We start from the raw sequence: 22,125 nt of genomic DNA on the forward strand, positions 1-22,125 counted from the left end.
AATGGATATACATGCAATTGAACAGTTTTTGCGAACTAGAGATAATAGCCTAAAAGGCTGTTCTCAATCGGAGGTCCAAAAGTTGGAGAGCTATTTTAATGTACGTCTGCCTGACGTATATAAAGCATTTCTTTTTTCTATGGGTAAAGATGCAGGACAGTTTATGCGCGGAACATCAGCCTTCTATAAAGAACTGTTTATTCTGAGAGAGGATTTTGAGGATATGTTAAGTGAAAGAGGAATTAGTCTTCCGGATGAAACATTTGTTTTTTGGTCTCATCAAGGATATCAGTTCGCATTTTTTCCGACTAATAATGGAGATAACCCACCAATATATTTTTATCGTGAAGGAGAAGAATCCATAAAGATAATTGCGAGCTGCTTGGCAGATTTTTTTACTAATGAGTTGAAAATGTCGGGATTCGTAGTCGATTGAAAATATTGCATAATATTCTTACTGAAGCAAATTGGTTTGACTATAATATTTATATGCATCAGGCGGGCAATAAAATTGCAGTATTAGTTTTTGCGGTTGAGATAATTTGATAGGTAATGATCATTTCGTATTAAATTGACCCTTTTGTTTGTTGCAAAAAACAAGAATTTAAGCAAAAAATATTTCCATTGGGGTAACTTCAGATTGTATAGTTTTTTTTAATTTGATTAAAATACTTTGTTATGTATAATCTGGCACTTGCTTCTATTACATTGATGGAAACGCTTCTTTCGTGAGCCTATGGAGTAGATAATGTCAATATATATACAGCGATTTTAGTCTTTTCAGGCGTATAGAAAGTAAGTAAATAATCACAATTGCTAACTATTTAGATTTGCTCAATAAATTGCTGAAGTAAAGAGAGAATATTGAAAGGTTATATATCTAATATCACAGTGCCATTTGAATGGCTGGATTTATAATGGCACGCTTTAGATAGCAATGGACACATCGCCTTCTTTAAATCTAATGGAGGTGGAATTCCTGTGCAAATTGCAGATGTTAATTTGGATGAAGTGTCAGAATACTTTAATAGCTTACCTGAATTATTGGGAAACGATGTTAATGTCAATCTTGGAATATTATTGAATGAAATATACCTGGAGAATAATTTATACTACGCAAGGAGAGGTCTCTTTTGCTATGACAGAGTCGATGATTCAATGAATGAAGATGCAAATTATCAATTGTTGGCTTGGCCAAGTATATTTTTAAACATTTCCGACATTCCTTCTTTTATTCTCAGTAAACTGGCAAAATGTCGGGAGGGATTTGGTTTTATAAATCAAGGTGAAGTAGATATGTCAACTATTTTTTAAAAAAATGTTAGATGGAATACTTGGTCGATTTTCTCAGTACATTATCAATTAAAGCGAGACTTGCATAGGCTGCCAGATGTTTAGAATTGAAAGAGGAGGATGGAGATTTCCTTACCCAAGAAGTTATTATTTGAAATAGAATAGGATGGCTGAAATAGTGGTGGCTCTACTAGATATACTGGATATTGAAGTCTAAAACCTCGATTTTAAAGTAGTAAGTGAAAATTTTATTTTCCCTAAGATAGGAGAAGTTGATATAATGATTGTGTTTTGGGAACAGATTTCCTAAGAATATTTTTGAATTATATATTCAGAGAATGTTTTTAAAGAAATTATAATAAAATGGTTGTTATGCATGAAGAGGAATTAATGCAACTAGGTTTTTTTGAAATTGAAACAACCGAGGCGGATAAGGAAATGGGTGTTAGGTGTTTCCAACTATACGAATATTATAAAGGATTTCTGCGCATTATTATATCAAAGTACAAAGGAGTTTTCAAAGTTGAGCATATCTATTTTAATTCGCCTAGGGCTGAGGAGCTACAAGTAGAATTGTTTGACGGTGATTTGTCAGCGGAAAACGTGATAGATAAGATTAAAGAACATAGAAAGAATGACATTCCACCAGATGAAATGCCAGAGAGCTTTTAAAATGACATATATTAGAAACGTGCATAGGAGTTTACTTGGTATTGGGATGTAGATTTACCTTGTATCCAAAAGAAGAGGCCGAGGTGACTTTAAATCGATATAAGCAATTGTGTAAAGATATTTCAGCTGAGTTAGCCTGGATGAATGGTGCGCTGGAGTATCTTGCAAGTAGTGAGTCAGATATTGAATTGACGGGAGATTCACGGCGAATGAAAATTGCCCTTGACATATTCCAATGACGCATTGAAATGCTGAAAATATGGCAATTCGAATTGGTTGCTTTGCATCCTTACCGGGAGCTACTGACTCTTAATCAGTAGCTCCTGGGTTTGAGTCCAAGGGGGATAAGGCAGGACTCAGTAAGTAATAAATTCAAAAGCCCCGCATTGCAGGGCTTTAATATCTCCACTAACAAAACCCTCAATCCTTATAAAAATCAATCAACGACCCAAAGTACTGTTCATTCCACCCTGCTACCATATCTTCATACGCTTCATCGGGAATATTTGTATGCCGCAACTCTACGTCCGTGCCTTTCGGCGAAGGGTGTAATTTAATCGTAACAATCGACGGGTTTTCGTCTTCTTCTTCGCCGAAATACCATTGCTGCACTATTTTCTTCCCTTCTTCAAATTCGAGGTTGCGTCCTACGATGCTTTCTTCCCAGAGTGCAAATTCCGACCCTGGTTCGGTCGACATTTCGGCTACTTCTCCCGTCCACAACTGGATGGTAGCGGGGTTGGTGAGGGCGGCGTATACTTCTTCCGGCGGGGCGGCGAGAATAAAATGTTTTTTGTAATCTTTCATATCATCAAAGCTACTGAATTGGCGAATTATTATTTACTTTCCTGTAAAATTTGGGTGTATGCAATTTACCAAACTGATCCCGACTATTTTTTACACTGATATGGGCGTGGGCTTACAGCTTTTTGTAGATATCCTGGGTTTTGAACTGGCTTACCGCGATGATACGGGCGATCAGCCTTTTGGCATCATCAAGCGCGATACGCTGGTAATCCACCTGGTGGAAAACAGGGAATGGGCCTTAAAAGACCGTCCACAGGTCAGGCTGGAAACAGATGATATTGAGGCGGTGTATCAACAGGTAAAGGATCGGCATCCGGAATGGTTGCATCCTAACGCCAATGAGGTCAGGTTACAGCCCTGGGGCGCGCTGGAATTTGCCTTGAGAGATACGGAGGATGTGTGCGTGATTATACAGCAACCGGCGTAACAGATGTCCATTTATGGCCATATCTTGTTCGCTTTCGGACAAATAGCCCGTGTTTTTTGCCCCTGGAATCTTTATAGTAGCTGCCTTGCAACTATGGCCGCCTTCTTGTGTCTTTAAGGCGTCAACCATCAAAATCCAGTTGCCATGGTAAAGAGTTACCTGAAAATAGCTATCAGAAACCTGTTGAAAAACAAGAGTATTTCGTTTATCAATATTTTCGGTTTATCGGCCGGTATGGCGGTAACCATGTTGATTGGATTGTGGATATGGAATGAGCTTTCTTTCAATAAATACCACCAACATTACGATCATATTGCCGATGTATGGCAACGCCAAACGGCCGGTACAAACAGCGATGCCTTCAACTCCATGCCCATCCCCCTGGCTGCAGAGTTGAGAAATACCTACCCGGGCGATTTTAAGAACGTAGCCCTGGTCTCCTACGGTACTCATACCCTGAGTGCCGGCAACCAGAAGTTTACCCGCCGGGGTATGTTCATAGAAAAAGGTGGCCCGGAACTGTTTACATTGAATATGCTGAAAGGCAGTCGTAATGGGCTAAAGGAGCCCGGTTCTATATTGCTGTCGGCATCCTTTGCCCGTGCGCTCTTCGGGGACAAAGACCCTATGGACCAGCTGGTAAAAATTGATAACAACAATAAGCTGATAGTAAAAGTAACGGGTGTATATGAAGACTTCCCCGAAAATACAACGCTGTACGAAATGACCTACATGGTGCCCTGGGAGTTGTTTATCAATACCTGGGATTGGGTGAAAGATGCGAAAGACAACTGGAGTTTTAATTCCATGCACATCTACGTGCAGCTGTCCGATCAGGCCGATATGGATAAGGTATCTGCAAAAATAAAGGATATTAAAACCTTGCACACCGAAAAGGAGTCAGGCGTGACCACAGACATCTTCCTGCACCCCATGAAGAAATGGCACCTGTATTCCACTTTTGAAAACGGGATCAACGTAGGCGGGCAAATCCGCTATGTGAAACTCTTTGGCCTTATCGGGCTGTTTGTGTTGCTGTTGGCCTGTATCAACTTCATGAACCTGAGCACTGCCCGCTCTGAAAAAAGGGCCAGGGAAGTAGGTATCCGCAAAGCTATCGGCTCTCTGCGCAAGCAGCTGGTCTGGCAATTTCTGAGCGAGTCATTGCTGGTGGCGGTGTTTTCATTTGCCATTTCCTTAGTGATTGTGCTGGCGGTGCTGCCCTGGTTTAACCAGGTAGCCGATAAACATATTCGTATATTGTGGGATGAGCCAGGGTTCTGGCTCATCGGTATCGGGTTTAGCTTGGTCACCGGCCTGCTGGCAGGTAGCTATCCGGCGCTTTACCTCTCTTCTTTCCAGCCGCTGAAAGTATTAAAAGGTACTTTCCGGGTAGGACGCTTTGCGGCGGTGCCGCGGAAGGTGCTGATCGTTGTACAGTTTACCGTGTCGGTATTCCTGATCATTGCTACCGTAGTGGTATACAGGCAAATACAATATGCCAAAAATTTACCGGTAGGATACACGCGCGACGGTTTATTATCTATCCAGATGACTACCCCGGAAATTTACCAGAATTACCAGATTATCCACGATGAGTTGATACGCTCAGGTGTTATTACAGAGCTCACCCAGGCCCAGGGACCGGTTACAGATATCTGGACAGGATCAGGAGATTTTGAATGGAAGGGACAAAGGCCAGATCAGCTGCAGAGCTTTGCCACCATCGGCGCCAAATTCGGTTATGGAAAAACAGTAGGATGGCAACTCCTGCAGGGGCGCGATTTCTCGCCCAATTTCGCTTCCGACTCCATGGGAATGATCCTCAATGAAGCCGCCGTGAAATACATGGGATTGGAACATCCCGTAGGTGAAATTATCCGGAGAGGCGGCAAAGACTTTCATGTGCTGGGAGTGGTGAAAAATATGATTATGACTTCTCCCTATGATCCTGTGCAACCTGCGATCTATTATTTCCTGGCGGAAGGAGGAAATTTTATCAATATCCGGATCAATCCCAACATGAGTGCCAGCAAGGCATTGGCTATTATCCAGGAGGTAATGCAACGTTATAATCCCGCTGCACCCTTTGCCTATACTTTTGCCGACCAGGAGTACGGTAAAAAATTCAGCGAAGAGGAAAGGATCGGTAAGCTATCTACGTTCTTCGCCTTGCTCGCCATCATGATCAGTTGCCTCGGACTATTTGGACTAGCCGCTTTCGTAGCTGAACAACGCACCAAGGAAATTGGTATCCGTAAAGTGATGGGCGCCTCTGTATTCCAGCTGTGGCAGCTGTTGTCGAAAGATTTTGCCTTGCTGGTGACCATCTCCTGTTTGATTGCCATCCCCGTGGCCTGGTACTGCCTGAACAACTGGTTGCAGCAATACCGTAATCATACTACTATCGTTTGGGAAATCTTCGCATTTACCGGTCTCGGCGCTTTAATGATCGCGTTGCTGACCGTCAGTTATCAATCGGCCAAAGCGGCCATGGCTAACCCTGTGAAGAGTTTGAAGACAGAGTAGCCGGAAATTATTTCTTCCGGTTGTCAGTTGAAAAAGGTATTTTTATCAATACCTTTTTTAACTACGATCCATATGAAGTATACCCGCCCATTTGTTTTATACCTGTTATGCTGGCTACTTTCATTCAGCGATAGTTATGCGCAGTCGTGGGTACGCATCAATCAGCTGGGCTATCTGCCCGGCGGCGTGAAGAATGCGGTATGGGGAACGAAAGCCGACCAGGCGCCTTCGCAATTTCAACTCAGGGAAGCAACCACCCATAAAATTGTTTTTACAGGGAAAGCCAGTAAGCCGTTTGGCGCCTATGGCCCTTTTACCCAAACATGCCGGTTGGATTTCGGCGCCTTTAAAGGCCCCGGTAGCTATTATCTCGAGGCGGGTACCGCCGTTTCTCCCGTTTTTCGTATAGCCGATAATGTATATGCCAGCACGGCCGATTTCCTGTTGCGCTACATGCGACAGCAACGAAGCGGCTTCAATCCTTTCCTGAAGGATTCCTGCCATACCCACGACGGCTATACGATGTACGGCCCTATGCCCGACAGCACCCATATAGATGTGGTAGGTGGTTGGCATGATGCCAGCGACTACCTCCAGTATGTAACTACTTCTGCTAACGCCACCCTTCACCTGCTGATGGCTTATCGCGATTTTCCACAGGTATTTGGAGATAAATATGCAGCCAATGGCCTCCCGGGAGCGAATCACGTGAAAGATGTGCTGGATGAGGCCCGGTGGGGACTCGACTGGCTCCTGAAAATGCATCCGCAGGAAAATTATATGTTTAACCAGGTAGCCGATGACCGCGATCACCATGGCATGCGCCTGCCCGCCGAAGATGATTTCTACGGAAAAGGCTTTGAGCGACCAGTTTATTTTTGTTCGGGAAAGCCCCAGGGACTGGGTAAATACAAGAACAAGACAACTGGTGTGGCTTCTACCGCCGGTAAGTTTTCCAGCGCCTTTTCGCTGGGATACGCCCTCTTGAAAGATGCCGACCCTGCCTATGCCCAATTGCTGAAAACAAGGGCGTTGTCGGCGTGGCAAATGGGGCGGCAACAACCGGGTGTTTGTCAAACTGCTTCCGTGCTATCTCCTTACATCTATGCGGAGGACAACTGGACCGACGACATGGAGCTGGCGGCTGCAGCCTTATACAACACAACCAGCGATACCGCCTATCAGCATGCTGCCTGGGATTATGCCCAACAGGAAAAGGTAACTCCCTGGCTGGGAGCGGATACTGCCAATCACTACCAATGGTATCCGTTTATTAACCTGGGGCATTATGCCCTGGCCACTCATAGTAAAGGAACTACCCGGCAACAGCTGATTCAGTATTATAAAACCGGCATCGAAAGCGTGTGGAAATGCGCCAGGCAAAATGCTTTCTACCGCGGCATTCCATTTATCTGGTGCAGCAACAACCTTACTACCGCTTTTGCTATTCAATGCTACTGGTACCGGCAACTCTCCGGCGATGCTGCTTTTTCCGCGCTGGAACAGGCCAATACTGACTGGCTGCTGGGATGTAATCCCTGGGGTACCAGCATGATTGGAGGGTTACCCGCCGGTGGCGATACACCGGAAGACCCGCACTCGTCTTTTTCAGTTGTTGGCCATTACCGGGTAGACGGTGGCCTTGTGGATGGGCCTGTTTATACCAATATCTACAAAAACCTGATCGGCATCAAACTATCAAAACCAGATGAATATGCGGCCTTCCAGAGCAACCTGGCCGTGTACCATGATGATGCAGGCGATTATAGCACCAACGAACCTACTATGGACGGTACCGCTTCCCTGGTGTACCTGTTGGCCGCCAAAGCCAGCGAAGGCGCCGGAAAGCGGCAATATGACCATGGTGGTATTATACGGGGCGATAGCTCCAGGAAGCAGCTGGTACTCGTGTTTACCGGCGATGAATTTGCCGACGGCGGAACGGCTATACGCAACACCTTGCGTCAGCAGAAAGTGCCGGGCGCTTTTTTCTTCACCGGAAAATTTTACCGGAATCCATCTATGCAAACACTCATTCAACAGCTGAAAGCCGATGGGCACTACCTTGGCGGGCACGGCGATCAGCACTTATTGTACTGCGACTGGCAACAACGGGATAGCTTACTGGTGACGAAAACACAGTTCGTGGATGACCTTTCCGCCAATTACGCGGCCATAAAAAAGGTGGGAATAACTACTGCTCCCTGGTTCCTGCCGGCCTTCGAATGGTATAACGACAGTATTGCCGCCTGGGCGTCGGCAGCAGGTTTGCAGCTGGTCAATTTCACCCCGGGTACCGGGTCTAATGCGGATTATACTTACCCGGAGATGGGGAAAAAATATCGCTCTTCTGAAGAAATTTATCGATCGGTGTTACAGTATGAAAGTAGCCACGCTGGAGGATTAAACGGTTTTTTATTATTGCTGCATATAGGGACCGATCCAAGGCGGTCAGATAAATTTTACAACAAACTTCCTGCTCTCATTGTTGCATTGAAAAGCAAGGGCTATCATTTTGCTACCCTTGCTGAGGTGTTGAAATAATGACGAAACGAAACATTGCCAGCCAGCAAATTATCAACCGCGGCTATGGTAAAGATCACCTGTTACGGAAATTGTCTTCACATCGCATCCAATTGCCTGTTATTCCCGCAATCCTGTTGTGTGTATCAACCATTCATAAATCTGCTAAAATTTTTCTATGAACACGTTTCTATTAATGAAAGTGGCGAAAGGCCGGTTCCTGTTGCTGTGCCTGGCTATTAATTTCCTGGCTGCCGCCGCATGGGGGCAGGTAAAAATTTCCGGCCAGGTAACAGATGATCAGCATACCCCGCTACCCGGTATCACGGTAGTAGTGAAAAACACCCAGCAGGGCGCCCAAACAAACCCAGATGGCCGGTATACCATTAATGCTAACCTGAAACCAGGTAATTACACGCTTGTTTTTTCCGGTATTGGATTTACGCCCCGCGAAAGTGTGTTGGTCATTGTAGAAGGTACTACGGCCTATACGCAAAACATACAGCTGGTTACCTCTGTATCCAAGCTGGACGAGGTAGTAGTAACCGGTACTTCTGAAGGTACTACCCGCCGTCAACTGGGCAACTACATCAGCACAGTGAAAGCGGATGAAATCAACAAAGGCGGCACCGGAAATGTGCTGGCCGCATTACAGGGTAAAACCGCCGGCGCACAGATCTCTCAAAACTCCGGTGATCCATCCGGGGGCATCTCTGTAAAACTACGTGGTATTAGTACCATATCAGGATCTACGGAACCGCTCTACATCGTGGATGGGGTAATTATCGACAACTCCACCACCCGCGTTACCAACGCTGATCCCAGTTACGGCAACGGGTCTACAGGAGATAACTTCGTAGGTAGCGTAGGGCAAAACCGTATGGCGGATATCAACCCTGCCGATATAGAAAGGATAGAAGTGCTGAACGGCGCTGCTGCAGCAGCCATCTATGGCTCCCGCGCGAATGCCGGTGTAGTGCAGATATTTACCAAAAGAGGGAGTGCCGGCGTGCCGGTAATAAATTTCTCTACCACTTTTTCCGTTAACCAGCTCCGGAAGAAACTGGATGTAAACCAGGCGCCTACTAAGTTTGGTGGCTCGCCCAACGATTCTACACAAAATATCCTCACGCCTGCCGTAGTCAGTACCACACCGGTACAACGCTACGATTACCAGGACTTTATTTTCCGCACCGGCGTAGGAACGGATAATAATATTTCTGTGGCTGGTGGTAAAGACAAAACAAAATATTATGCATCCGCCAGTTATCTCTATAACCAGGGTATCATCAGGAATACAGATTTCAGCCGGTACAGCTTCCGCGTCAATCTCGACCAGGAGATCAACAGCTGGATCAGCTTTAACGCCAGCCTGAACTATGTGTACAGCAAGTCGAATGAAAAGCCCGATGGGAATACTTTCTATTCACCTATGAACTCCGTCACTATTATCGGTAACTATTACGATATCCAACAGCGAAACGCATTTGGCCAGTTGTTGAAGGTAGGGGAAAGAGGACGCGTAAACCCTGTTTCCGTTATTGAGGATTTCAAACAACAGCAACATGTAGGAAGGGTTATTGCCGGCGCGGGGATTAAACTGCGGCCTATCAAGAACCTCACGGTCGACTATCGCATGGGTATCGACAACTATAACCAGGAAGGTACTACGTTTATGCCAGCCTTTGCCTACAACGTAAGCCCGGGGTTTTACGGGGGAGGACCTAATCTCGATCCAAGCCAGAATGGTTATGCCAGTGCAGGTAACAACAATTCCTTCATGATTAATCATGATGTAAATGCCACCTATAACTGGGATATCAGCGACAAACTAACCTCTGTGACCCAACTGGGATATTCCCTGCAGTACCAGCGTATGCACTATACCTTGGAGCAGGGTAGAGGATTACCTCCTTTTGTACAAACATCCGACAGGGCTACTACCATTATTCCTGGTGCTGACCAGCGAACAGAGGTATCTATCTCCGGTGAGTTTATCCAGCAGAATTTTAAATACCGGAACCAGCTGTTTCTTACCGGTGCGCTCCGTTTGGATGGCTCTTCCGTTTTTGGTGTTAATGAAAGAAACCAGCTCTACTCAAAACTGAGTGGTAGCTACGTGTTGTCTGGCACTGATTATTGGGAAAGATCCGGGCTCAGCAAATGGTGGACGCTCTTTAAACTGCGTGCTGCCTATGGCGAATCCGGTAATCTGACCGGTATTCCTGCTTACGGCCGCTATAATACCTACCAGGCTACCGCGTTCATTGGTGCGTCTGCATTCCAATCGCCCGCTACCTACACCAACCCGGATGTAAAGCCAGAGCGGCAGAAGGAATTGGAATTCGGTACCGATCTGTCATTTTTGAATGATCGTATATCCTTATCCGTTAACTACTATCGCAAGAAAGTAGAGGATCTGCTGATCAGCCGCGCTATTGCACCTACCAAAGGATATTCCTTTTACCTGAGTAATGTGGGCACCCTGCAGAACAACGGGCTGGAAGTGGTGTTGAACCTGGTGCCGGTAAAAGTGAAAGACTTTACCTGGAGCCTGACCGCGATTTATAACCATAACCGCAATAAAGCGGTAAATATTGGCCAGTCGCTGATCCTATATAACACTGTAGGTGGTGCGCCGGTAGGTATTGCCAATGGTGAGCCCATCGGGTTTTTCTACGGTACCTTCTTTGCCCGCGATGCCAATGGTAATATCCTGAAAAACCCGGCAGGCATTCCTGTCACCGAAGCCGGTAAGCAACTTACGCCATTAACGTATACAGCAGAGCGTGACCCGGCCACCGGGCTGCCTCCTGCCACGGCGGCGGCGCTGAATACAAAAATTGGCGATCCTAACCCTAAATACACCGGTACCCTTACCAGCGATTTCCAGTATAAGAAGCTGGGATTGCATGTACAGGTGGATGCAGTACAAGGGGTGAACGTATTTAACGCCGACTGGCGAACCCGGCAGGGCGTAGATAATGGTAAGATCGCCGAAATGGAAGACCGGGGCCAGCTGCCACGTGGCTTTATTGCCGGTAACTACAATATCCAGGAATGGAGAATAGATGATGGATCGTTCGTAAAACTACGTGAACTGTCATTGAGTTATAGCGTGGGTAAACTGAAAGGTATCAGCGACCTGACAGTGAGCCTAGGCGGCAGAAATTTAATCTCCTGGGATCATTACAAAGGATACGACCCGGAATTGAACGCAGCAGGACAAAGTTCTGTACTGCGTGGTATCGACTTCGGTGCGGTACCTATTCCCCGGAGCTATAACCTGTCTGTTCGCCTTAAATTATAAACCACTTTAAAAGATCCATCATGAAACGATATATCAAACAATGCTTGCTAGGTGTGGTAGCCATTAGTTTTATCACTGCCTGTAAGAAAGATTACCAGGACCCATCAGGACCATCGTCAGAACAGGCTTACAGTACGCCTAATGCTTTAGCCAATGCGGCCGTAGGACTGCAGGCCTGGTACGAAAAAGACCGGATTGGGATATTATATACCAGCGTGGCTTCCGGCAGTTTACTCACCGGGGAAACCTTTGTTACCAACCCGGGTAATACCGATGAAGCGCAAATAGGCGCCGGCGGCGTGAAGATTCTTAATACCAATGCAATCGTTACCGGCTTGTGGTCGGTGAGCAATAAGATCCGTTATGAAGCCGATAGCATCATGCGCCGCACTAATACTATTGTTACCGATAAAGGATATGCCAGCGGTATCATTGCTTATGCTTCTATTTTTAAAGCACTGGCAATCGGCGTACAGGCCAGCTTTTGGGAGCAGGTGCCGGCGGGAAGCAGTACCCCCGGATCTACTACCAATAATGTAAGTTTTATTACGGGGCAGCAGGGATTTGCCCTCGCAGCATCTACGTTGGATAATGCAATTACCGCAGTAACGGCAACGCCTATAGGCAGTAATTTCCTGGTGAATGTACCTGCCAGTGTGGATGTTGTAAATACGTTGTATGCCTTGAAGGCCAGGTATGCCTTATATGCCGGTGATTATGCCGGCGCCCTGGCGGCAGCCAATAAAGTAGATCTTACGGTAAAGTCAGTATTGGGATTTAATCCCCAGGTTACCAACCCGATTTATACCCTGGTAACCGCCACGAATAATATCTACAACGTGGTAGACTCTACCATGGGATTGCCGGTAGGCTTGCAGCCTAGCCTGTCAGATAAACGTGTACCGTTTTATATTGCTACCAGGACGGCAAAACCACATTTTAATATCAATGGTTTTTTCCAGACCAATGTCACCGCGGTACCTATTTATTTGCCGGGAGAAATATTATTGATAAAGGCAGAATGTTATGCCCGTCAGCATGATGTGCCCAACGGGTTGTTGCAGTTGAATAAAGTAGTGACTAAAACGCCCGCTGCTGATCCTTTTGGCGTAGGAGCTGCCCTGCCGCCGGCTGTAGCTGCTTCAGAGCAGGACCTGCTCACCCTGATTTTTCAGCATCGCCGGATAGAATTGTTTATGGGCGCGCAAGAACTGGAAGATAGCCGTCGCTTTGGCAGGCCTGTAGCCGAAAGAAAGAGGAATTTCTTCCCGTATCCGTTTGTAGAACGGAATGATAATCCCAATACCCCGCAGGATCCTGCATTTTAATAATGGTGCAATGGTTGCTGCCGCCAGGCGGCAACCATTGTTTTATACCGGTTTCTTAAATAGATGAAGGGATGGAGTCCCGTGAAAGTAATAGTAGAAGAAGCTGCCCCCGAAATAGGCGGCCACGTCCCACCAGTCGCCGGTATAACGGGTGGAAAAATGCGGCATGATCCACTCAAACACCACCGCCGTATAACCAGCCATGAACAATAAATAGCCCAGCGGATAAGTATAGTTGGCATTGCCTACAATAAATCTTCGGATGAAATAAAGCGACAAATGCGCCATGACAGGTACTGCTACCAGGTCGGTCAGATGATCATTCAATACCGGGATAGGCTGATGTAAATGCCTGCACAGGTGAATAATACACCACGTTGCCCCGTACGTGATAAATAAGGGGTCAAATAATTTTTTCATCTCACAAAACAAACATAATAGCTCCGCCCAACAGTAATGTAACAACAAGTACCATTACGGTGAACAGGTAGAATCCACTTGTCTTCAATATTTTTATGGGTGCGCTATCGCCGGGAGCGATAGGGAATATGCTGCCTCTCAATCTTTTAAGTAAAGGCACTTCGTCCTGTACCGGTTCGTTTGATTCGTTTTGCATATTTTTTAATTTAGAACAAATGTACTAATTATTTTTAAAATCGGAGCAAACATCTAAATTTGGATATGGATACTAAAGAGCGCATTCTAAAAACGGCTTTGGAGTTATATAACAGCCAGGGGGTTAACACTATTACCAGCAGGCATATTGCCGCTAAAATGGGAATCAGCCCCGGAAATTTGCACTATCACTTTAAACATACCGACGAGATTATTAAAACGCTCTACGATCGCCTGTCGGCCGATTTTGACGTGATAGTAGCCAGTGTGGAAGCATTGGAGGAGGTAGACCTGCACATGATCCGTAGCTTTGTTACTACCTCCCTGGAGCTGGGGTATAAATACAGGTTTATATTTTTACATTTTGTGGAGATAGGATTGCGGATACCCGCGGTGAAAAAGGACTATGCGACGTTGACACAAAGACGGGAGAAGGAATTCCTGTCTATTTTTGAAAAACTGAAAGCCAGTGGCATATTCAGGGCCGATTTACCGGAAGAAGTATTGAAAGCATTTGTTACCCAGATTTTTATTGTCGGCGATTTCTGGTTATCCAACAACGAACTGACATTAAAACTAAAGGGTAGTAAAGCTATTGCGCATTACAGCGATATATTTTCCAGTATGTTTTATCCTTATTTAACGCCGGCAGCTATGCAGCTGACAAAGGGAAATCGATAGCGGCACAGTTGCTGCATTTTTCACAACACCTGTGCCACCTTGGTAATTATGCAAATACGGTCTTGTAATCCGTTGCAAATTGCCGGAACCCGATAGCTGGTTTACCGGTAACTTCTTGTACGGTATTGAAAACAGCCGCTGCTTCCCCTCTTGAATAGTGGGCATAATCTTCCAGTAGGCCGCCTACCTGCCATTCAGGAAATCCTGCCGCTCTTATCGCTTCTTCCATTTGAGCCGGCGCTACATCAATAAAAGTGATTGTCGTGCCCAGCACCTGTGATAGGATATCGGCCATTTCATAGTGCGTAATAGCCGCACTCCCGGTAATGTTGTAGATCTTGTTTTCGTGCCCCGGTGAGGTTAAAGCTGCTGCCGCTACGGCTGCAATATCGCGTACATCTACAGCGCTGACGGCGGCATGGCCGACTGCGGCATAGAATTTTCCCGTTTGCTGCATTACATCTTTGAAACCTAGTAGTCCCTGCATATACAGGTTGGGTCGGAGAAAAGTATAGTTGAATCCCAATGATTGGATATGTGCTTCCACCTCAGCATGGTAACGCAGGAAACGAACGGGGGAATGTTTTTCCGCAGCAAATTGCGACAGCTTCACCATATGTTTTACGCCGGCCTGATGGGCTGCATTTACAAAGTTCATTTGCAGCGATTCCGCCTGCGCTGATGAGTTGGTAAGTAAAAATGCTGTGTCGATGCCTTGCAGGGCGTGGTGTAAGGTAGTAGGGTCGGATAAGTCGCCCGTTACAATAGTGGCTTGTGGCAGGCTTTTGAGCGCTGTATTGTTATCGCCATTACGTACCAGGGCCTTAAAAGGAGTATTGGAAGCTGCCAGTTTTTTTATCAGTTGTGTACCTACGTTGCCGGTGGCGCCGGTGATCAGGATATTTGCTTGTGTCATTATTTGAACGTTTAATTGTTATTTGATGACACAAAGATGGAGATAGACGCCCGCCTGGAATTGTAAGAAAACGAAAATCAGTCGCGCTGCCTGCAAATGCTTTGCTGAAACTTTAGGTATTGCGTGGGGCTTAAATGTAGGTAGTGTTTAAAATCGTGGATAAGCTGGCTTTGGTCATAATAACCGCAGCCTTCAATGATATCAAACCAATCTACTTTTCGGTCACTTCCGGTACTGGCCCCAATCATTTCAATGGCTTTCAGGAAGCGGTGATACCGCGCTATTTCTTTGGCGGAATAACCAAAGTGTTTTTTGTGATGCATTTGCACGGATCTTTCCGACAACTGGTTCTTTTCAGAAATCTCTTTTATGGTACTCAGGCTATGATCGTAGAAACCGGCTATTTGTTCCACGATAGGATGACGATTACGCAGGTACGGCTGGCAAAATGCCAACAAGTGATTTACGCGGTCCTGCGTAGCTGGTATATGACACAGCTCTTTCCATAGCACGGTAAAGCAATCGTCCTGCAACAGGGTATCGGGATGTGTAGAAAAATTTTGGGCAAAGGCGGCGCTGCCAAAAAAACGGGAAAAGGCATCGTCTTTAAAATTGGCAACAAGCAGTGATGCGCCGGGCGACAGCGTATAGTTAAATGCCTGTTTAATAGGTCCTGCTACCAGGCAGGTATCCATCACCAGCTCGTCTTTCTCCCGGGTAGTAAGCACGATAGGCGCCCCGAAGCTAAATGCCATCATGGTTTGATAGGAGGGCAGCAGCGTGTGAGTTGCCGCCTGATCAGTGTTGTTTTCCGCAAAATAAAAATGCGAAAATATTTCCTCAAACGGAGCAGGAACAGCAATGCTGCCGGTGTTGTAGGTGCCCTGGTTTTGCATGATTCAAAGATAATAAAAGAATCACTTCTTAGGTGCAGTATGGGGAGTGGCAGTGGGAGAACGGAAATAGTCTCCCTACAACTGCCTTGAATGATTGATAGGTGAAAAACATACATTTTTTGATGTGAGTCTTTCACCTATCGATAGCCAAATTCGGGCCTTGTTATTTGTTTTAGAAAGAGAAATGTTTATTGTGTTACAGACTTGTTGTATTGATAGTCAAACTGCTTTAGTATTTTACCATCCTGATCTTTAATCACCTTAAGGCGTCCTAAACCGTCATATTGATAGTAAGTGGTTCTACCAGTAGGGTCTGTTTCGCTGGTCAATCCAACCAGTGGTGTATAGGTATAGGTAGATATTAATGCCCCTGGTAGTCCAGATCTGAGTTTATTTAGCTCCGTACGCAGCTGGTCATCTGTGTAATCTGTTGCATTGTCCAGCATGATTTGGTTAACAAGTGGGCTGGCGGAATTATAATTGCTGCCTATAATTTTGGCAACAGGATATTGCCCTTTATATCCCCAGATGAACACATAGTTTGTATTGCCAACTTTGGATGCTTCCTGAATATTCCCATTGGCATCGTAGTTGGTAAAACAGTCTGTATTCTCCATAGCAAAATCGCCGATTTGCTGTTTAATTGAGTCCGTGGCGGCTATACTTTTATTGGCGCCCCATAACTTATAGCTGTTTAAGAGAACTGCTGTTCGCTTACCGTTATTATATTTTCGTTGTAATATAACGGGCTCAATCATATTCCGTTTTGTCATACTATCCAGTGCTGCCGCACCGCTTGTTCCGGGTGTAATAAAGCCTGTCAGGGCGCTTTTATTAGTTGGGTAATAGAAGTATGTCTTAAGTGTATCCCCTTTACTGTTGATATCTTCTCTTCTGCTTAAAAGAAGGTTGTCAGGATATTCATAGTAATAGTCGCTATGTTGGGTCACAGCTTGTCCGTTATCACCGTAGATTATTTCATCTGAAGAGGATAAATATTGGAAATCTGTAGGGGTATTATATAGATTATAAAGGTAGAGTGAAACAGATAAGCCAGCTCCTGATAGTTTATAGTATTTAAGACCTACTGCATCCAGCTTTCTACCCAAGGTGTAATTTGACTGTTGATAGGTATTTTTGCTCCGCTTAATAAGCATAAAGCCAGTATCTTTAGTTAGGTAGTCATCTTTTTGTATAAGTTGTCCTCTTTTCCAATCCATAGAGCCAAAAGGAGGATAAGTAGATTTTAATAGACGACTGAACGTCGCAATATCGATATCCGTTGGGTAATCTACTTGAAGACGAGTAGGATACCGGTCATAACGCTCATCGGGGAAATCGGCAGGGGAAGTATAAGTATATCTTGATCTGCTTTGGGTAACGAGCAACCGGTCAGCATTAGTGACCGTTACATTGGAGTACCCAACGTATCCACCTCCGGTGGTCTGTAGTGGGTAGCTGGAGGTACTTTCATATATTGCCTGCACACTATAGCCAAAGATTGTTACCTGCCCCTGCTCTTGCATATATTTGTTGGCAAATAATTTAAAAAAGTATACGGGGAAATAGACAAAAGTGCCGGAAGAAACAGTGTCATCGAATAACTGGTAATTATACAGTTTTACAACTGTTTTATTAGTGTCAATACCGTCAAAATCTTCTGTCTTAGTTACCCGTAGCCCTCCCACCAATACATTTCCTATTGTATCGGGGTTGGTTATCCTGACATCTTCCAACCATTGTGCCTTAACAATCAGCCTGGCTAGAATACCATTACAGCTAACTATATTTCCATTATTATCTGTTGTTTCCTCATTCTCCTTTTTGTAGAAAAATAGTTTATACGTTCCTTTATTGAATTTGTATTGCACAAAGTAATCTGTAGGGCTACTGCTCGGTTGAACATTGAAGGTGTAATGGTGGTTGTTAGCAGTATTCACCATATCCATATTGAAACAATTGCAATAACAGTTTTTCTGGGGATCTAATGTTTGACTATAGAATTTTACAATTGCTGAATCATTTTTTATTTCAATAGTAGCGCTATTACTTGAATCCCCATATCCGTTTAATGAGCAGGAGGCTATTTTAAGTTCCGGGGCTATAATCACACTATCTGGTGTTGGAAATGGCGGAACATATCTTTTGGCATTGGCCCTGTTACTTTCATAGGTAAACTTTGTGGTCCCTCCTGTAGGATAGTTGATCTGGGTGAGTACGCCCGTTTTCATAGACTGCTCGTCCGGTTCTCTGTTGGCTAACAAATTATTATAAGCATAGGTGCCTCCAACCTGAATATAGTAGTTACTTGGGAGAAGCTTATTGTCGTTTATTTTATTGTTAAAATATCCCCAGTGATCTACGGAGGTTGATAAACGTGGAGGAAGAATCTTACTGGTATTGTAAATAAAAGAGAAAGGAGGACGAACATCTTTCTCGTCGGCGGAAAATTCTTTTACGCTATCAAGCTTTAAGCGATATCGCGTGTTCAACTCCATATCATAAGGACTTACACTTGTTACTGATGAGGTATCGCTGGTACCTTGTGGAGAAAAGTAGCTGTAATAGAGGTTTACGTGTTTTATTTCCTTTATGCCGCTACTCAATTTTGAATGAATACGAATACCTGTAATAGCCCGCGTCCCATATAAGTCACGGCGCACCAGGCCCGAATCAAAAGTTAACAGCCCATAATTGAAGTCAATACTTTTTAACCTTTTTCCTGACACTTCATTAATAGGATAAGTATAGTATTCCTGGTCGAGTGCTGTTGTTCCGATATATCCAGACATATAAACTCCTATATATTTCGTAACGATAGGCACTGTTTTAAAAGAATAATGGTCGTTGCTGTAATTAAACCGTATGTTTCTGCCGTTTGGTGTAATGATTTCCGCGAGGTACCAGGATGATTCATTTTCATCACCGGAGGCATATGGACCGGAATATTCAATGGCATCTATGGTGTTATCCTTTGAAAGCCCAAAAACATATTGTGCTCCATCCTGAGTAGTTAGTATCCACCGGTGCCGGCCACTTCCTTCACACTTGATTTTGATATTTTGTTGTGGAATAGCATAGAAATTTCCATCGGGATATTGGACAAATTTTCCACTATAGTTCCCAAAATTGAAGTAAAAGATATCTGGTTCCAGGTCATAACTGGCGCTTCCTTCCAGGTTCGACAGGTAATTTCTTCGCTCAATGGTTTGGGGCAATGACGTGCCGTACTGATTAGATCCCGGGGGAAGGGTATTAAACCCCTGTACGTTGGTATAGTAAGGGAACCCTCCTGATAAATCGTCTTTTCCTCTTTGGGTTCTTGTGATAACTCCTCCTGCATTCAATGACCATCCCAATCCTACGTTAGAGGCAACTTCTTCCACCTTAACCCCTCCGGCATGATAACTAAGCGAAATAGGTAGGTTGATGCCGTCTGCCTGGATTTCATAAATGGGAACACTGATTTGTGGAATACCAGTATAAAGACCCACCGGCACCTCGCCATATTTGCCTAGCGCAGCTGCATTTGGTGGTACCGGGATCATTTTCTCAATGCTTTGTGGTGGGCTGGATTGTGCGTTGATGGATGCCGGCAGTAATGAAAAGAATGTGAGAAGTGCGACAAACATTTTTAGGATGTTCCGTGTATAGGTCGGAATAGATGTATCTGGCATACTTTTATATTTTGGAGAGAATGAAATGTTTATTTGGTCACTTGCAGGATGTAAAATTGTGGAAGACCAGTATAGACTTATGACTACTGCAATGCCCAGGCATTGCAGTAGTCATATAAGAGTTTTATAACAGCTCCCAGGAAAAGCCTATATTATCAATAAAGCAGGTTGCTATATTGATTGAAGATGCTTTATAGGAAAAACTGATGGTTATGCAATAGTCTTCTTAATGTACATAGCTTTATTAAAAAGATAGGGAAAGGTGTCATGGCATATCATTATTCCTGTTATAAAATTCAGTTTTTTGGTTAACTCAATAGTGTGATAAAATCTTATTGAGAAAAATAGGTCAGGGTTTGGATCAACAAAAAAAGAAGTTAGATATAAGTCTGCTTAAGACTATACTGATACCTTCTGAAAGGTCCATTGCCTTGTGCTGCAATTTTACAGTAATTATCTGGTTAAAACAAGCCCCCCAGTGTGAGACAACTGAATTTTGGAGCTAAAATAAAACCTTTAGATAGTATCTGACCTGAGTTTTTATTGTGAATATTGTGTTGAATATTTTTGTTGGAATTTTGCTTATCCAGTAAAAATTCTTTTATTCTCATCTCGATTTTTTAGCTAGTTTCGCTATACTGAAATCATGATAGCGTTAACCATGCCGCATTCCTTATGTGGCCTATTACTGTAGCATTTAATAATCCTATAAAACGTTTATTTATTCATTAAAACCCATCCCTCAAGCATGAAAAAGTTGTTTGTATTGATCCTTGCAGGATCCCTGGCATTCGTTAACCAGTCTTGTCAGAAAAGTAACATGAAAGACCCGCTATCTACCGAAACAGCCATCACATTAAAGTCGGGTGTTAATGCTAAAGCAGCAGGTTCTTGTTATAGTGCTACTTACGTAGATACCTGGCATTACGCAACACCGCAGTTGTACATCTTCCATGACAACCAGTATGCGCGTTATGATGTGTTAACTAATACCTACAAAAGTCTGAATGGTATTTCGAATGGCTATCCAGGTGTGCCTTTCAGCTCATTTGATGCTACGTATGTTGATACCTGGCATTATTCCACGCCGCAATTGTATATCTTTAGAGGTAATCAATATGCGCGCTACGATATTCTGACCAATACTTACCAGGGCCTTAACAGTATTACCAATGGTTATCCCGGTGTGCCTTTCACAACTATTGATGCCGCTTATGTGGATACCTGGCATTATGCTACGCCGCAGTTGTATCTGTTTAGTGGTACACAATATGCACGTTACGACATTCTGACCAATACTTTTATGGGAGTAAACAGTATTGCAAACGGTTATCCTGGTGTGCCTTTCAGCACTTTCAATGCTACTTATGTTGATACCTGGCATTATCCTACGCCGCAATTGTACATCTTTAACGGTACGCAGTATGCACGTTATGATATACTGACCAATACTTTTATGGGTGTTAACAGCAACGCTAACGGCTATCCTGGCGTTCCTTTCTGTCTGTAATCGGCATCAATGGATATAAATGGGAAACCTCTTCCGGTTAGGAAGAGGTTTCCCATGCGTGCTGTCTATTCACGCATTAAATTGTTTTAAATGATAGTCGCAATGTTTGTAAATAAATTGCCCCAGTTGTTCTTTCGTCATTCGACCAAAAAACCAATGTGTGAATTCGGCTCTGTTAAATGTATCATAACGCTCAATCAACAATTTCCATTTTGATTTTTCACCGTCCAGGTCGCTGATGTTTTCAGTTACCTTAAACGGTGGAGGAGTGGGCGAATTTCTTCTGATGTTGGAATGTTCATCTTTTAAAATTGACTTAATAGCCAATTTGCCAAAAATGCGTCCCATCAACGACCGGCTGATTTTTATATTGCCATAATAATATTCTTCACAGCGGGCGCAATGCCTTACCATTTGGGTAACCGTCATCTTGCCCCACTGGGGGCTGTTGTTATTGGTAAGGGAATCAATTCTCCGGACTATCTCCTGCCTTGTTTCCTTGTCAAATATTGATTTCATACACTAGGAATTTATTTGTGCCAGTGAAAACCAGTTTCCGGAATCGTCTAAGAAGAGTGCTTCGTAGCCGTAAAATTCTTTTGTAGGCGGCTTTTTGAAAACTACGCCTTTACTTCTTAATTCTTCGTAAGTAGCCAGAAGATCCTTACAGGTAAATACGGCGGCCCCGAAGGTGCCCTTCCTGATGAGCGATGTCATGGTTTGTACAGTCTCTTTGTCGAACATAGCCCCTTCTATTATAGGAAAAAGGGTAATTTCTAACTCCGGTTGCTCGGGGGGCGTTACGGTCAACCACCTCGCGTCCTTGCCCATTGGAGCATCCGTATGCACTTTAAAGCCAAGCTTGTTTACATAGAAATCGTATGCACTGTCCTGGTTAAGAACATAAATACAGGTGTGCGTAAGCTTTGTAATCATATTTT

Annotated in this window: 18 protein-coding genes; 10 read left to right on the plus strand and 8 right to left on the minus strand. The window is 44.3% G+C overall.

What is annotated here, in order from left to right; translation table 11 throughout:
* Position 1 precedes the first annotated feature (1 nt).
* From FHW36_RS06520 to FHW36_RS06530, 3 genes are all read left to right on the plus strand, one after another.
* Positions 2-436, plus strand: a complete 435-nt coding sequence (locus tag FHW36_RS06520) for an SMI1/KNR4 family protein (RefSeq protein ID WP_186452322.1) — start codon at positions 2-4, stop codon at positions 434-436.
* Positions 437-981: 545 nt separating this feature from the next.
* Positions 982-1,314, plus strand: coding sequence for a hypothetical protein (locus tag FHW36_RS06525; protein WP_145664194.1), 333 nt, complete (start codon positions 982-984; stop codon positions 1,312-1,314).
* A 351-nt stretch (positions 1,315-1,665) separates the two neighbouring features.
* Positions 1,666-1,965: a hypothetical protein gene (locus tag FHW36_RS06530; protein ID WP_145664197.1), complete on the plus strand. Its 300-nt coding sequence runs from the start codon at positions 1,666-1,668 to the stop codon at positions 1,963-1,965.
* Positions 1,966-2,385: 420 nt separating this feature from the next.
* On the opposite strand, the gene FHW36_RS06535 is transcribed toward FHW36_RS06530, so the two are convergent.
* Positions 2,386-2,772, minus strand: a complete 387-nt coding sequence (locus FHW36_RS06535) for an SRPBCC domain-containing protein (protein WP_145664204.1) — start codon at positions 2,770-2,772, stop codon at positions 2,386-2,388.
* Positions 2,773-2,830: 58 nt separating this feature from the next.
* Between FHW36_RS06535 and FHW36_RS06540 the strand changes: the two genes are divergently transcribed.
* The 5 genes from FHW36_RS06540 to FHW36_RS06560 all read left to right on the plus strand — a co-directional run bounded on the left by FHW36_RS06540 (position 2,831) and on the right by FHW36_RS06560 (position 12,889).
* Complete coding sequence (locus FHW36_RS06540) at positions 2,831-3,199, plus strand: VOC family protein (RefSeq protein ID WP_145664215.1); 369 nt, start codon at positions 2,831-2,833, stop codon at positions 3,197-3,199.
* Between the two features lie 144 nt (positions 3,200-3,343).
* Positions 3,344-5,728: an ABC transporter permease gene (locus tag FHW36_RS06545; protein ID WP_145664224.1), complete on the plus strand. Its 2,385-nt coding sequence runs from the start codon at positions 3,344-3,346 to the stop codon at positions 5,726-5,728.
* A 72-nt stretch (positions 5,729-5,800) separates the two neighbouring features.
* The gene (locus FHW36_RS06550; RefSeq protein WP_145664251.1) at positions 5,801-8,272 is read left to right on the plus strand and encodes a glycoside hydrolase family 9 protein; all 2,472 of its coding nucleotides are present in this window, start codon (positions 5,801-5,803) and stop codon (positions 8,270-8,272) included.
* A 157-nt stretch (positions 8,273-8,429) separates the two neighbouring features.
* On the plus strand, positions 8,430-11,561 hold the full coding sequence (locus FHW36_RS06555) for a SusC/RagA family TonB-linked outer membrane protein (protein WP_145664260.1): 3,132 nt from the start codon (positions 8,430-8,432) through the stop codon (positions 11,559-11,561).
* Between the two features lie 20 nt (positions 11,562-11,581).
* Positions 11,582-12,889 (plus strand): RagB/SusD family nutrient uptake outer membrane protein, encoded by a 1,308-nt coding sequence (locus tag FHW36_RS06560; RefSeq protein WP_145664270.1) that lies wholly within the window; start codon positions 11,582-11,584, stop codon positions 12,887-12,889.
* A gap of 42 nt (positions 12,890-12,931) precedes the next feature.
* On the opposite strand, the gene FHW36_RS06565 is transcribed toward FHW36_RS06560, so the two are convergent.
* Together FHW36_RS06565 and FHW36_RS06570 are read right to left on the minus strand one after the other, a co-directional pair.
* Positions 12,932-13,309 (minus strand): hypothetical protein, encoded by a 378-nt coding sequence (locus tag FHW36_RS06565; RefSeq protein WP_145664279.1) that lies wholly within the window; start codon positions 13,307-13,309, stop codon positions 12,932-12,934.
* A gap of 1 nt (position 13,310) precedes the next feature.
* Positions 13,311-13,505 carry a hypothetical protein gene (locus FHW36_RS06570; protein ID WP_145664284.1) on the minus strand — a complete coding sequence of 65 codons (195 nt, stop codon included), beginning with the start codon at positions 13,503-13,505 and terminating at the stop codon, positions 13,311-13,313.
* 65 nt (positions 13,506-13,570) lie between these two features.
* Between FHW36_RS06570 and FHW36_RS06575 the strand changes: the two genes are divergently transcribed.
* Positions 13,571-14,185, plus strand: a complete 615-nt coding sequence (locus FHW36_RS06575) for a TetR/AcrR family transcriptional regulator (protein WP_145664287.1) — start codon at positions 13,571-13,573, stop codon at positions 14,183-14,185.
* A 46-nt stretch (positions 14,186-14,231) separates the two neighbouring features.
* Here FHW36_RS06575 and FHW36_RS06580 read toward each other — a convergent pair whose 3' ends face one another.
* The 3 genes from FHW36_RS06580 to FHW36_RS06590 all read right to left on the minus strand — a co-directional run bounded on the left by FHW36_RS06580 (position 14,232) and on the right by FHW36_RS06590 (position 19,674).
* Positions 14,232-15,101, minus strand: coding sequence for an SDR family oxidoreductase (locus tag FHW36_RS06580; RefSeq protein ID WP_145664290.1), 870 nt, complete (start codon positions 15,099-15,101; stop codon positions 14,232-14,234).
* A gap of 77 nt (positions 15,102-15,178) precedes the next feature.
* Complete coding sequence (locus FHW36_RS06585) at positions 15,179-15,997, minus strand: helix-turn-helix domain-containing protein (protein ID WP_145664293.1); 819 nt, start codon at positions 15,995-15,997, stop codon at positions 15,179-15,181.
* 188 nt (positions 15,998-16,185) lie between these two features.
* The gene (locus FHW36_RS06590) at positions 16,186-19,674 is read right to left on the minus strand and encodes an RHS repeat domain-containing protein (protein WP_145664296.1); all 3,489 of its coding nucleotides are present in this window, start codon (positions 19,672-19,674) and stop codon (positions 16,186-16,188) included.
* A gap of 748 nt (positions 19,675-20,422) precedes the next feature.
* Here FHW36_RS06590 and FHW36_RS06595 point away from each other — a divergent pair.
* Complete coding sequence (locus tag FHW36_RS06595; RefSeq protein WP_145664299.1) at positions 20,423-21,184, plus strand: hypothetical protein; 762 nt, start codon at positions 20,423-20,425, stop codon at positions 21,182-21,184.
* 69 nt (positions 21,185-21,253) lie between these two features.
* Here the strand turns inward: FHW36_RS06595 and FHW36_RS06600 are convergent, their stop codons facing one another.
* Positions 21,254-21,703 (minus strand): DUF1569 domain-containing protein, encoded by a 450-nt coding sequence (locus tag FHW36_RS06600; protein WP_145664302.1) that lies wholly within the window; start codon positions 21,701-21,703, stop codon positions 21,254-21,256.
* 3 nt (positions 21,704-21,706) lie between these two features.
* Positions 21,707-22,120: a VOC family protein gene (locus FHW36_RS06605; protein WP_145664304.1), complete on the minus strand. Its 414-nt coding sequence runs from the start codon at positions 22,118-22,120 to the stop codon at positions 21,707-21,709.
* Between the last annotated feature and the right edge of the window lie 5 nt (positions 22,121-22,125).

Origin of the sequence: Chitinophaga polysaccharea (assembly GCF_007829335.1) — a bacterium.
Taxonomy (GTDB): Bacteria; Bacteroidota; Bacteroidia; order Chitinophagales; family Chitinophagaceae; genus Chitinophaga; species Chitinophaga polysaccharea_B.

Coding starts and splice junctions, on each gene's coding strand:
- FHW36_RS06580 (WP_145664290.1), bottom strand. CDS start 15,101: ATGACACAAGCAAATATCCTGATCACCGGCGCCACCGGCAACGTAGGT.
- FHW36_RS06540 (WP_145664215.1), top strand. CDS start 2,831: ATGCAATTTACCAAACTGATCCCGACTATTTTTTACACTGATATGGGC.
- FHW36_RS06570 (WP_145664284.1), bottom strand. CDS start 13,505: ATGCAAAACGAATCAAACGAACCGGTACAGGACGAAGTGCCTTTACTT.
- FHW36_RS06560 (WP_145664270.1), top strand. CDS start 11,582: ATGAAACGATATATCAAACAATGCTTGCTAGGTGTGGTAGCCATTAGT.
- FHW36_RS06535 (WP_145664204.1), bottom strand. CDS start 2,772: ATGAAAGATTACAAAAAACATTTTATTCTCGCCGCCCCGCCGGAAGAA.
- FHW36_RS06565 (WP_145664279.1), bottom strand. CDS start 13,309: ATGAAAAAATTATTTGACCCCTTATTTATCACGTACGGGGCAACGTGG.
- FHW36_RS06550 (WP_145664251.1), top strand. CDS start 5,801: ATGAAGTATACCCGCCCATTTGTTTTATACCTGTTATGCTGGCTACTT.
- FHW36_RS06545 (WP_145664224.1), top strand. CDS start 3,344: ATGGTAAAGAGTTACCTGAAAATAGCTATCAGAAACCTGTTGAAAAAC.
- FHW36_RS06585 (WP_145664293.1), bottom strand. CDS start 15,997: ATGCAAAACCAGGGCACCTACAACACCGGCAGCATTGCTGTTCCTGCT.
- FHW36_RS06520 (WP_186452322.1), top strand. CDS start 2: ATGGATATACATGCAATTGAACAGTTTTTGCGAACTAGAGATAATAGC.
- FHW36_RS06555 (WP_145664260.1), top strand. CDS start 8,430: ATGAACACGTTTCTATTAATGAAAGTGGCGAAAGGCCGGTTCCTGTTG.
- FHW36_RS06575 (WP_145664287.1), top strand. CDS start 13,571: ATGGATACTAAAGAGCGCATTCTAAAAACGGCTTTGGAGTTATATAAC.
- FHW36_RS06590 (WP_145664296.1), bottom strand. CDS start 19,674: ATGCCAGATACATCTATTCCGACCTATACACGGAACATCCTAAAAATG.
- FHW36_RS06600 (WP_145664302.1), bottom strand. CDS start 21,703: ATGAAATCAATATTTGACAAGGAAACAAGGCAGGAGATAGTCCGGAGA.
- FHW36_RS06595 (WP_145664299.1), top strand. CDS start 20,423: ATGAAAAAGTTGTTTGTATTGATCCTTGCAGGATCCCTGGCATTCGTT.
- FHW36_RS06605 (WP_145664304.1), bottom strand. CDS start 22,120: ATGATTACAAAGCTTACGCACACCTGTATTTATGTTCTTAACCAGGAC.
- FHW36_RS06530 (WP_145664197.1), top strand. CDS start 1,666: ATGCATGAAGAGGAATTAATGCAACTAGGTTTTTTTGAAATTGAAACA.